General features: G+C 70.5%; 12 protein-coding genes. 4 read left to right on the top strand and 8 right to left on the bottom strand.

Features of this window, described 5'->3' with window-relative positions:
• Positions 1 to 27: 27 nt before the first annotated feature.
• The 7 genes from AB0I71_RS28005 to AB0I71_RS27975 form a co-directional block, all read right to left on the bottom strand.
• The gene (locus AB0I71_RS28005) at positions 28 to 1722 is read right to left on the bottom strand and encodes a SidA/IucD/PvdA family monooxygenase (protein WP_357589591.1); all 1695 of its coding nucleotides are present in this window, start codon (positions 1720 to 1722) and stop codon (positions 28 to 30) included.
• On the bottom strand, positions 1706 to 3370 hold the full coding sequence (locus AB0I71_RS28000; RefSeq protein ID WP_357589589.1) for a class I tRNA ligase family protein: 1665 nt from the start codon (positions 3368 to 3370) through the stop codon (positions 1706 to 1708). Before AB0I71_RS28000 ends, AB0I71_RS28005 begins: the two co-directional genes overlap by 17 nt.
• The gene (locus tag AB0I71_RS27995; RefSeq protein WP_357589587.1) at positions 3367 to 4344 is read right to left on the bottom strand and encodes a hypothetical protein; all 978 of its coding nucleotides are present in this window, start codon (positions 4342 to 4344) and stop codon (positions 3367 to 3369) included. The genes AB0I71_RS28000 and AB0I71_RS27995 overlap by 4 nt, the downstream gene beginning before the upstream one ends.
• Positions 4345 to 4396: 52 nt before the next feature.
• Complete coding sequence (locus tag AB0I71_RS27990) at positions 4397 to 5449, bottom strand: FAD-dependent oxidoreductase (RefSeq protein ID WP_357589585.1); 1053 nt, start codon at positions 5447 to 5449, stop codon at positions 4397 to 4399.
• Positions 5450 to 5942: 493 nt separating this feature from the next.
• A complete protein-coding gene (locus AB0I71_RS27985) occupies positions 5943 to 7061 on the bottom strand; it encodes a hypothetical protein (protein WP_357589681.1) in 1119 nt (372 codons plus the stop codon).
• A 120-nt stretch (positions 7062 to 7181) separates the two neighbouring features.
• A complete protein-coding gene (locus tag AB0I71_RS27980; protein WP_357589583.1) occupies positions 7182 to 7820 on the bottom strand; it encodes a class I SAM-dependent methyltransferase in 639 nt (212 codons plus the stop codon).
• Between the two features lie 99 nt (positions 7821 to 7919).
• Complete coding sequence (locus tag AB0I71_RS27975) at positions 7920 to 8324, bottom strand: VOC family protein (protein ID WP_357589679.1); 405 nt, start codon at positions 8322 to 8324, stop codon at positions 7920 to 7922.
• Positions 8325 to 8526: 202 nt separating this feature from the next.
• On the opposite strand from AB0I71_RS27975, the gene AB0I71_RS27970 reads away from it, so the two are divergent.
• On the top strand, positions 8527 to 9240 hold the full coding sequence (locus AB0I71_RS27970; protein ID WP_357589581.1) for an alpha/beta fold hydrolase: 714 nt from the start codon (positions 8527 to 8529) through the stop codon (positions 9238 to 9240).
• A gap of 86 nt (positions 9241 to 9326) precedes the next feature.
• Here the strand turns inward: AB0I71_RS27970 and AB0I71_RS27965 are convergent, their stop codons facing one another.
• The gene (locus tag AB0I71_RS27965) at positions 9327 to 10250 is read right to left on the bottom strand and encodes an NADP-dependent oxidoreductase (protein WP_357589579.1); all 924 of its coding nucleotides are present in this window, start codon (positions 10248 to 10250) and stop codon (positions 9327 to 9329) included.
• A 103-nt stretch (positions 10251 to 10353) separates the two neighbouring features.
• Here AB0I71_RS27965 and AB0I71_RS27960 point away from each other — a divergent pair, with 103 nt between their 5' ends.
• From AB0I71_RS27960 to AB0I71_RS27950, 3 genes are all read left to right on the top strand, one after another.
• Positions 10354 to 10752, top strand: a complete 399-nt coding sequence (locus tag AB0I71_RS27960; protein WP_357589576.1) for a helix-turn-helix domain-containing protein — start codon at positions 10354 to 10356, stop codon at positions 10750 to 10752.
• On the top strand, positions 10749 to 10916 hold the full coding sequence (locus tag AB0I71_RS27955; protein WP_357589574.1) for a hypothetical protein: 168 nt from the start codon (positions 10749 to 10751) through the stop codon (positions 10914 to 10916). Before AB0I71_RS27960 ends, AB0I71_RS27955 begins: the two co-directional genes overlap by 4 nt.
• Positions 10917 to 10925: 9 nt before the next feature.
• The coding region (locus AB0I71_RS27950; RefSeq protein WP_357589572.1) for a YdeI/OmpD-associated family protein at positions 10926 to 11499 on the top strand (574 nt) is incomplete at its 3' end.

The following is an 11499-nucleotide window of genomic DNA, read 5'->3' as shown; positions in this document are numbered from 1 at the left end:
TCGTCCTGCCGTGCCAGTCCGGTCACGTCACCACCAGACCGAGAAGATCCGCAGCGGCTCGGCACCGGTGTTGACCACCTGATGCGGCACCTTGCTCGGCATGAACACCATGTCGCCCGCGGCCACGTCGACCGCGTCGTCGTCCGAGACCAGTCGGCCGCGACCGGAGCTGACCATCCAGATCTCCTCCACCTCATGGACGTCGAGGTCACTCACCGCCCCGGGCGGCACCTCCCAGCGCGACGAGTTGAACGGGACCGGGCGAACATCGCCGCCGGGTAGCACCGCCAGTTCGACCGACATGCCGCCGGGAGACCTCTCGGGGCAGCGGAAGCCGATCGCCACCGGACGGCTCCCGATCGGCTCGGCCTCGGGCTCGGCCTCGGCCGGCACGGTTTGTGATGGCGCGACCGCCGCCGTTGGCACGGGACCGAACTGGGAGGTGGACTGTTCCCGCTCGGTGTCGTAGACCTGCCGCCCGTAGATCGAGTTGATGATGCGGGCGCTGCGCCAGGCGGCGAGGCTGAGGTTCGGATCGGCGATACCGTGGGTGTGCTCGGCCGCGTTCTGCACGTAGATCGACAGCGGCTCGGGGCCGCCCCAGTCCAGTCGGTAGTCCCGGCCGATGCGCAGCTGGCCACCGTCCCGGCGCGGCTGCGGGTCCAGCCCGGCCAGGTAGGCCGGCGTGCCGCCCCGGTAGCCGGTGCAGAAGACGATCACGTGTGCGGGCACCTCGAACTGCCCGGTGCCGTCCAGTTCCTTCACCAGTGCGACGTAGCGGTCGCCGTCCGGCCGTAGCGCCTCGACGTGGCAGGCGGTACGGAGATGATGCCGGACCTGACCTTCGCGGACCATGTCCAGGTAGTAGAGCCGGCGGTAGATGTCCCGCAGCGTCGACTCGGAGATGCCGTCGCTGGCCAACCGGTGCGTCCTGAGCAACGATTCCCGCCGGTCCCGGGGCAACGCGTAGAAGTGGTCGACGTAGCCCGGGAAGAACCATTCGTTGGTGAACGGCGAGTCGTCGAGCGGTTGGAAGCCACTGCGCTTGGAGAGCCAGGTCAGCGACGCCGGCAGGCCGTCGGTGTCGGAGAGGAGATAGTCCACCACCTCGCCGCCGCTCTGCCCGCCACCGACGACAAGTACGTCCTTGCCCGCGACGTCCAGCGCGCCGACCATGAGGTCGCTGCTGTGCAGCACGCGCCGACCGCGCAGTTCGGCAGCGAACGGCGGCAGGTAGGGCTGCTTGCCGGTGCCGAGCACCAGCGTGGACGCGGACGCCCGGACCGCACCGGTGGTCGTACGCACCGTCGCCTCGAACCGGTCACCGACCACCTCGACACGTTCGACGGCGTGTCCCCACCGCACCCCCGACAACCGTTCCGCGGACCACCGGTAGTACTTCTCGAACTCCTCGCGGTAGGTGCCGCTGGTGGCACAGGCGATCAGGAAGCGGTGCAGCTTGCCCTGCTCAGCCAGGTAGTTGAGGAAGGTGAACCTGCTCGTCGGATCGACGGTGGTCACCAGGTCCTTCAGGAAGGACACCTGGAGCTGCCCCTCCGGCACCATCATGCCGGCATGCCACTGGAAGAACGGCGCAGCCTCCAGGAAGCACGCCCGTCTGCCGTCCAGCGGCTCGTGCAGCGCACCGAAGCTCAGGTTCGCCGGCCCCAGGCCGATCCCGAGGATGTCGGTGTCGATTGTCTCGTCAGTCAGTCGAGTCACGGGTCACCACCTCGCTCATCTGGATGTCACCGGCCTGCAACGCCTTGCCCACCTGGTCCAGACCGACGACGGCCGACCGGTCCACCGGCAGCGCGTCGCGGTCGGCCCACGGCACCTCGTGCACGTGTCCCGGCAGCCCCAGCGCCGCCCAGACCTGCTGGGCGGTGGCCGGCGCGATCGGGCTGAGGGACAGTGCGAAGACAGCTGCGGCCTCCACCTCCAGGCCGACGGCCTCGGCGAGGCCGTCGGTCCCGGCACGCGACGCGTCGTGCGCGGCACCGAAGTCCGCCGCCTCCCGGACCAGCAGGTCGAGCAGGTCGACGGCGCGCCGGGTGGAGAACTCCGCGGCGCCGAGTGCCTGATCCACCTGGTCTGCGATCGCCTGGACCCGCGCTCGGAACCGCCGCTGCTCGACGGTCCGGTCGGCTCGCAGACGCGGCGCGCCCGCGGTCGTCGTGGCGCGGCGGCTCAGCTCGTTCCACCACTGCGCCCACCGGGGCAGCAGGACCTGTCGGATGTGCCTGTCGAACTGCGGCCAGGTGAAGTTGGTCTCCGCCACCGCGGGCCCCTCGGCGGCCAGGTACAGCCGCAGCAGGTCCGCGGGCACCTCGTCGAGCACCTCCCGCAGCCAGATCGCGTGCCGCCTGCTGGTGGAGAACTTCAGCCCGTCGAGCTGGTAGAACTCGTTGGTCACGAAGGCCGTCGGCGGCCGGACGCCCGGGTCGAAGGCGGTCATCAGTGCCGGGAAGAAGGCCGCGTAGAAAAAGGCGTTGTCGTACCCGGAGAACTGGACGACCTGGCCGGAGCGACGCCACACCTCCGGATGTCCCGGGTACGTGCCGAGATATCCGGCGGCCATCTCGGCCCACACGTAGATCCGTTGGTCGGTGAACCCGGAGACGGTGGCCGGGATGCCCCAGTCGCCCGGGTAGCTGACCGCGAGGTCCGGCAGTCCGGCGCTGGCCGCCTCCCGACAGAGCCGGGCGACGTGCGGGCTCATCACGGTGTCGGCCCAGTAGGCGGTGAGCCGGTCCCGGTGGGGTTCGAGCGGGAAGACGAGCTGACGGACCTGCCGGATCTCACACCGCGTCCCGCACACCGTGCAGGTCGGATCGCTGAGGTCGGCGCACTGGTTGGGCCAGCCGCATCCCTCGCAGCAGTTTCCGCCGGTGCCGGCGCCGCAGTGGGGGCAACCCCCGGAGACGTACGCCTCGTAGCACCACCGCTCGCAGCCGGCGCAGTACGGCAGCGGCCGCTCACGGGGCACCACCTGCCCACCTTCGTACAGCACCCGGATGAAGTCCTGCACGAAGGTGGTGTACCGGGCCGATGCCCGGGGCCGAACCATCACGTCGATCGACATGTTGGCGCGTTCCAGCGCGGACTCGATGCGGGCCCCGAAGTCGTCGGCGACCTGGTCCGGTGTCCGCCCGTCGCGGATGCCCTGCAGGGCCGTGTACGTTTGATGGTCGTCCAGCCCGCACAGGTAGACGGCCGGCGCGTCCTTGCGTCGCTGGTGGCGGGCGAAGATGTCCGCGGCCAGGTACGGCCCGGAGAGGTGCCCCAGGTGCAGGTCGCCGTTGGGCGTCGGCGGCGGCGCGATGGCCAGCCACGGCTGCGGCGAGGCTTGGTCGGCTGGCCTGTTCACAGCGCCTCCGGGAAGATCTTCTGCCGCCACTGCGGACTCACGTCGAGGTCCCGGCAGAACGCGTCGACCGAGGTGCGGTAGCTCGCCACGACCATCTCGTCCTCGGCGTGGCGCAGCTCGTCGTCGCGGAGCTGGGTGATCCGGCGCGGCTGATAGCTGTAGGCGTCGCCCTGGCCGTGGATGCCGGGCACCACGTACTCCTGCGGCTCGTCCGGATAGTGGATCCTGGCGTCGGCGGAGTTGAGATCACCCGAGGCACCCCAGCCGCTGAGCAGGCGCTCGTCGAAGAGGTCACCGATCCCGATCCGGTCGAACAGCCAGCGGACGGTCTCGACCGGCGCGCGGCTCGCCTCGTACGGGAAGTGGGTGGTGGTCACCCCCGCACGTCGGGCGAAGGCGCGCATCCGGTCGTAGTTGGCCGTGCTCAGCAGGAAGTTCTCGATCACCCGGGTGCGGCCGATCTTCTCGTGCCACTTGCCCATCCAGGAGTCGAGTGAGTCCCGCGGTTCCCGATCGAGCACCAGCAGGTGGAGGCGATCCGCCGGCCAGCCGGCCGCCATCAGGCACTCGATCGGATTGAACAGGGCCTCGTACGGCAGATACGGCCCGGCCATCTCCTTGGCGAAGAGGATGCGTTCCCCCGGTCCGAACCGCCACGGCGATCCCGCGCCGCCGACCAGTCGGAACCGCGCGATCGTCTTGACCGGTTGGTAGTAGGCCGCGGCACCGGCGATGCCGAACAGGTTGGTCATCGCGGTCGACCCGACGCGACAGCGGCCCCAGCCCACGACCAGGAGCGGGAAGTCCGTGACGTCCTCGAAGCCGGCGCGCAGGACGCCGGACACCGCGTCGGACAGGCCCCGGATCGTGACCTCCTGGCGCTGATAGCGGCCGTCGGGTGGCAGCGGGACGTCGACGAGACCCGGGTCGTCCGCTGTGGCGGCAGCACGAAGCGATGCGAAGAGCGTGGTCATGACTGTCCTTCCGACTTGTTCCTGGCGGCGCCGGGCGAGAGCCGGCGCGGTGTCATGCGATGGCGAGCCGGTCGACCGTCCGCGCGGCCATACCGGGGGCGAGACGCACACCCGAGCCGGAGCCGGCACCGGCGAACAGCAGGCTGTTCTCCGCGTCGAGGGAGAGCACCGCCGGGAGGCGCTGAGCCTGGTAGAGGTCGGTGCCGGCTCTGCCCCCGGCGCAGGTCGCGGCGAACGACGGGCCGACCCGACGGGCGAGTACAGCCCGGCCGGCCGCCTGGTCGGACGGCGTGGGGACGTGGTCGCCGTTGCCCGGCGGCTGGTCCCACCGGTCGAGGTAGAAGCTCGTGACCGTGTATCCCAGGCGCGGTTCGGGCAGCAGGAAGACGTCGTCGTCGAGGAAGTACACCGCCCGGTCGGCTTCCGTCGGAGCGTTGTAGGCGTGCAGGGCGGCCACCCGCTTGCGCCCGCCTGGCGGATGGGCGGCGGGCGGCATCGGGACGTCCAGCGCTGGCAGGTCCCATGGCCCGACCGCGAGGATCACGCGGCCGGCCGCGGTCGCCCCACCGTCGTGTTCCACGATCCACTGTCGCTCTCGGCGACGGACGAGGTTCACCGACGCGGCGACGAAGCGTACGTTCGGCGACGCCATGACGAGCTGGCCGGCGAGGTCGCTGGCCCTGGCCCGGTACGCGCCGTCGAGCCGCAGAATCTCGTGCCCGGCGAGGTCGCACTCCGGATAGCGGTGCGCGAGCCAGTCGAGGTCGTCGGGAGTCGGCTCGTGGGCCGCCCCGCCGGCCATCGTGGCCAGGAACGCGCTGGGCGCGGTGGTCCGCAGGACGACCAGGAACCGCAGCTCGCGGATGGTGTCCTCGGCGACCCATGAGCGGTACCCGGCGAAGACCGGCGCGCCGTCGCGGACGAGTGACCGGATGCCGGTGGTGGCGCCGAACGGCACGTGGAGCCCGGCCGACGAGGCCGTCGTTCCGCACCCGATGCCGCGGGGATCCAGCAGGTGGACCTCCCAGCCGGGGTTGCGGCTCGCGGCCTGGTGAGCCACGCTCGCGCCGATGATGCCGCCACCGATCACGAGGCAGTCGATCATCGGCGGCGACGCCGGGCGGCCGATAACGTTTTACTAGGCATCACGCAGGATGCACCCAGGCATGTGCTCACGAATAGCTCCCCCGTTGGCCCAGCGGGCCGAAAATCATCCTTGTTCTGCGTAGCACGAGTCCAAGAAAGGAATGGTGCCCCTTGTGCGAGCCCCCGCGCCGGTGCGGGCGACCTGCTCCGCAGACGCCTCATGATTGATGTGGGCCTATCCCAATGTCAACCACGTTGGTCAACAAAGTGCATTTGGGCTGGTCGCGGTGGCGCGGGCGAGCTGGGCCGTCTCAGGTAATGGTCCGCCGAAGCCGGCGACCAGCGAAGCGACATATCGACGAAACCCGCTGTTAATGAGGTCGACGACGGCGCTGTCCCCCGTCGCTTCACCGAGATGGACGCCGCCGGGACCTGGCCGCCGCACGAACGGTCGCGGCCGTCGTCAGCGACTCCCCGGAGGCGCTGCGCGCCATCGCGCGGTACGGCAGGTATCAGGAGCGGGCCGACCCCCGCTCGCCGTCGATGCGCCGTTGCTCGGCATCGCCGAGCTTCTGGTAGTGCTCCGCCCTGGTGTGGTCGCCGACTTTGCCGGCGGCCTCGGCAGCGGTCCGCAACACCACAAAGGGCAGTCTGGGAACCTCGATCGCCTGCCGGTCCGCCTCGGCGAACACGACCTCAGCCAACCCAGCGTCCGCCGCACCCGCGAGAAGGAACAGTTCCGCCACGTACATCCGGCCCAGGCCGACCTCCCGCCAGCCGGTCACACCATCGAGGGCCCGACGGCACTGCCGCAGCGCTTCCCAGGCGGCGGGATGGTCGCCGGCCTGGCGCTCCAACGTGGCCAGGGACTGCCACGCCGACGCGGCGTCCCACGGATCGTCGGCGAAGACCAGACTCTCCCGCTGTGCCCTGGCGGCCTCGGCGAACGCCCCCAGATCGGCGAGCTGGTACCGAAGCTCGCTCAGTGTGTCCTGGTCGCGCCGACGACCCGACGCCCACCGGTCCAACCACTTGCGGGCCAGCCCGTCGTCACCGATCAGCCTGGCCCGATGCACCCAACGAAGCGGGTCCTCGGCCGCCGGGTCGGCGGGGAACCGCGACCGCACGGCCGGCCACCACCGGGTCAGATCCTCCGCTGACACGTACGGCTGACCGTCCCCGTCGAGCAGACGCTCCAGCACCTCGTCGCGGTCGCTGTGCTCGCTGTCGCGGACGAAGTCGATTGTGTCCTGCACTCCGGCAGCAAACAGGTACTCGACGTCGTAGGCACACCACGCGTCGAAGTTGGCCCGCTTCATCTCCCAGTGCCGCCACACATCCTCCACGCGCTGGTACCCGGCAAGCAGAAAGCCGGCCAGTTCGGCCTCCTCACCCAGCCCCTGGAACGCCGCCTCACGTCGGCACACCGCTTCCTGCTCGGCCAACCACCGCACCAGCGGCAGATCCTCCGCCCGTCGGTCGTACTGCAACGCCCACAACACCATCGCCCGCCGCGCCGCACGACTGTCGCAGTCGTCCCCGCCGGCGCCCGTGGCCGGCTCGTAGCGCAACTCCGGCCAGACCAGCGAGGAGTTCCGCATCCGGTCCAGCTCACCCCGCGCAGCCTCCATCACCCGCCAAAGATCCCATCACCGGCGACGCCTTGTCACGTTGTCCCGAACCCCTGTCAAGGAGCCACATTCGGCGAGGGCGCAGTCGCGTACCGCGTTCCCGGGACGCCCCTGCCCGTCTCAGCGGTGGGCGAAGACGAACCCGCCCGCGACGTTCGGGGCTGGACGGTGCGCCAGCTCGGCCTCGACGGTGAAGCCGGCGGCGTCCAGCCAGGCCGCGACCCGACCCGGCGGGCGGCGGTGCACGTACACGTTCATCGGGTGTCCGCCGTAGCCCTGCGTCTTGAGCTCGCTGCCGTCACCGGCGTGGAACCCGAGCAGCAGGACCCCGCCGGGCCGTAGCACCCGGCGGAACTCGGCAAGCACCGCCGGCATCCGGTCGTCGGGCACGTGGATCAGGGAAAACCAGGCGAGCAGTCCGGTCAGGTGACCGTCGGGCAGTTCGAGGCCGGTCATGGTGCCGACCTCGAAGCGCAGACCGGGGTGGTCCCGCCGGGCCACGTCGATCATCGCCGGCGACAGGTCGATGCCGAACGCGTCCAGACCGACGCTGCGCAGGTGGGCGGTGATCCGGCCCGGACCACAGCCCACGTCGGCGACCGGCCCGGCGCCCTGGGCACGGACCAGTTCGGCGAAGAGCGCGAGGATGCCCCGCTGGAACGGCTCGCCGGCCAGAGCGTCACGCAGCAGATCCGCGTAGCTGACCGCCACCGTGTCGTAGGAGGTCCTGGTGTCGTCGAGCCAACCGGGCACACTCATGCGCAGCACGATAGCCGCCTGACCGACGGCATCGCCTGACCGCCAGCACCGTCCACTCACCAGCTCGGACCGAGATCAGGTCATCCGGCAGCCGGCGACCTACGTGGCGTTGGACCAGGCTCGGCTCGACAACACGAGTCGGTAGCCGTCCGGATCCTCCACCGTCACGCCCCACCGGTCCCAGTACGCGCTCTGGCTGACCTGGCGGCCACCGGCCTCCTCCAATTCGGAGATCATGGCTTCGTCGACCGGCCTGGACAGGTACAGCACGAGCAGATCCTCGGCGGTCGGCGACGGGGCGACGCCCAGGTTCGATCCTCCGACGAGTTCGAGATGCCACGAGGCTTCCGGCCAGCCGAGCATGACCAGGTCATGCTCGGCTGGGGACACGGCGGTCGCCCGGTGGAGCACGTGCAACCCCAGCCCCTGTACGTAGAACCGTTCGGTGTCCGCCAGGCGTCTGCTGGGTCGGGCGAGGCGGATCGTCGCCGTCGGGTTGATCAATTCAATCGCACCGTCCTTCCGGTCTCCGACCACGATCCATGCTGAACCGCACTTCAGGTCAACGGGCGGCCCGCTTCTGATGCGGCCGCAAGGTCGAAGGTGGCACGCCCTCATTGCGGCCAGCACGGTGGGAAGGGCGTTCCGTCGGACCTGACGACGGCAGCGTGGTCTCTGCCCACGGCGGAATGCTTTGCATTCCCCGATGACTGTTGGAGATGCTCAGCGGGTGCCTGAGCGGATGGACGTCATGGTCGGAGACCTGCGCTTCGCACTGCGGGTGTGGCGGGCCGTCGACGAGGGCAGCACGGCGGTCGTGCTGCTGCACGCCACCGGGAAGACCGCACGCGACTGGGACGTGATCGCCTCGGGTCTTCACGCCGAGCGCACCGTGTACGCCGTCGACCTGCGGGGCCACGGTGCCAGTGCCTGGCCCGGTGGCTACCACATGGATCTGATCTCACAGGACGTCATCGGCATCCTGGACCAGATGGATCTCGGCCCGGTGGATCTGGTCGGTCATTCCCTCGGTGGCCTGGTGGCCTGCCGGGTGGCCGCCGCACGGCAGGGACAGGTTCGCAAACTCGTGCTCGAGGACATCGGGTTCCCGCACCCGCGGCCGCCGGGACTTCCCGACCGTCCCGCAGGAGAGCTGCCGTTCGACTGGCACATGGTGGAGCAGATCAGACCCCAGATCGACGATCCGGATCCAGGGTGGGCCGACATCATCGGCCGGATCACCGCGCCCACGCTGCTCATCGCCGGTGGAGCCACGAGCCCGGTGCCCCAGCGGCACATCGTCGAACTCGCCTACCGGCTGACCGACGCCCGGATGACGACGATCACGGCCGGGCACCTGGTCCACGAGACCATGCCAGCCGAGTACCTCAGAACCCTCGTCGCGTTCCTCGCCGAATGAGCGAGGCCCCCGCCGGTGCCGCCGGCAGGGGCCTCCTGCCCCCGCACCTCCCGCCACACCACCGCCGCGTTGTCCAGGTGGGCGGATCAGGGAACGATCACGACGCCACCTCGCACGCCGCCTCGGGCCAGCCGCTCGTGGGCGGCTGCCGCGTCGGCGAACGGGTAGACCCCGGCGACCCGTAGCGGGATCTCCCCGCGTTCCACAAGTTTCACCAGCTCGCCCAGCCGGGTGCCGTCCGGCAGCACCTCCAGGGCGTACGTCCGGATTCCCCGCACCGGCTCCGGTCGCAGTGGCGGTGAGGCGGCCACGAAGCCGCCGCCGTCCCGGACCAGGCCCAGCAGCGACGGGCCGATCACGGCCAGGTCGACGACCGCGTCGAAGCCTCCCGCCGTCGCCCCGGTCGGATCGTCCGAACGGGGCACGAACGTCGCGCCCTGCGACTCGACGAACTCGCGGTCGCCGTCGCCGGCCAGCCCGGTGGCGCGCAGGCCGGCGACCCGGGCCAACGCCAGGGTGAACCCGCCGACCTGCCCGGCGGCGCCGGTGACGAGCACGGACGAGCCCGCAGGGAGCGCGAGCAGGTCGAGCGCCTGGGCGGCGGTGAGGCCGTTTGTCGGCAGGGTGGCGGCCTCGTGGGCGGGAACCCCGCTGGGTGCGGCGGTCAGCCACGCCGCATCGAGGACCACGTGCTCCGCGTGCGCGCCGACGGTGGTACGCAGCCACGGTGAGAAACCGATGACGTTGTCGTCCACCGCGAGGTCGCTGACCGACGGGCCGACCGCGTCGACAGTCCCTGCCACGTCCCACCCGGGGACGTACGGCAGCCCGACCGGCAGTGGTGCCGGGAACCGACCGGCACGAACCATGAGATCGACCGGGTGCAAGACGGACGCGGCGACCCGTACCCGCACCTGCCCCGGTCCCGGCTCCGGCACCGGCAGGTCCGCCACCACGTGCAGAACCTCCGGCCCACCGAACTGTGTATAGCTGACTGCGCGCATCGCCATGTCCTCCGCTCAATGTCAGGATCGTCCTCACGGTAGGTACCGTTGGGCACTGTCAGGGAGTAGGTACCTGTAAGTGCCTAGGGCACCGGCGAGGTGGTGGATGATGGCGACGACAACCGCTGGACAGCGACGAGAACAGGCCAAACGCGACTACGACGCGTTCCTGGCCGCCTGCCCGACCCGGGAACTGTTGAGCACGCTCACCGACAAGTGGGCGGCGCTGGTCATCGCGGCGCTCGCCAGCGGTCCACAGCGGCACAGCGAACTCGCCCGCCGCATCGCCGGCGTCAGCCAGAAGATGCTCACCCAGACCCTGCGCACGCTGGAACGCGACGGTCTGCTCACCCGCACCGTCACCGCCTCGGTGCCGGCCCGGGTCGACTACGCGCTCACCCCGGTCGGCCACGACCTGCTTCCGCTGATGGTCGCGATCAAGACCTGGGCGGAGACCCACATGGATCGCGTCTTTGAGGCCCGCGCCCAGTTCGACGCGCGATCATGAAGTCGCGTCCGCACGGATCATCGAGACCCGAGCAGCCTGCCGCGGTCGAGCAGGCCCTCTACTCCCGGCTTCGCAGCGAGGACGAGGCCCGGCGCGTCTGGCAGGTCTCCGAGCAGCTCACCGGCGCGTCCTTCCCGAACCAGCTTGTCGGACCACCGCACTAGTCTGCCGTCATGGCGAGCGCCGAGCTGAATGAGTTGATCGTCGCGGACGCCGAAGCGCTGCGGGCCTGGTTGTCGGCCAACCACGCCACGTCGCCCGGCGTCTGGCTCGCGCTGACCAGGAAGGGCGGCTCGATCACCACGCTGACCTGGCAGCAGGCGGTCGACGAGGCCCTCTGTTTCGGATGGATCGACGGGCAGGCCCGCAAGCGGGATCACGAGACCTCCTGGATCCGGTTCACCCCTCGCCGGCCCCGCAGTTCCTGGTCACAACGGAACGTCGAACACGTCGCCCGGCTGGAGGCGCAGGGGCGGATGCTGCCAGCCGGCCGCGCCGCGGTGGAAGCCGCGAAGGCGGACGGCCGGTGGGCGGCCGCCTACGCGCCGCCGTCGGAGGCCGAGGTGCCCGCCGACCTCCTCGCCGCCATCGCCGCCGACCCCGCCGCCCAGGCCATGTTCGACGTACTCACCAAGACCAACCGGTTCGCGCTCATCCACCGCGTCAACGGCGTCAAGCGGGCGCAGACCCGCGAGCGGAAGATCCGCGAGTTCGTCGCCATGCTGGCCCGTCACGAGACGATCTATC

It is taken from the genome of Micromonospora sp. NPDC049891 (assembly GCF_040660295.1).
Lineage (GTDB): Bacteria > Actinomycetota > Actinomycetes > Mycobacteriales > Micromonosporaceae > Micromonospora.
This window is presented reverse-complemented; position numbering and strand designations above follow the sequence as displayed.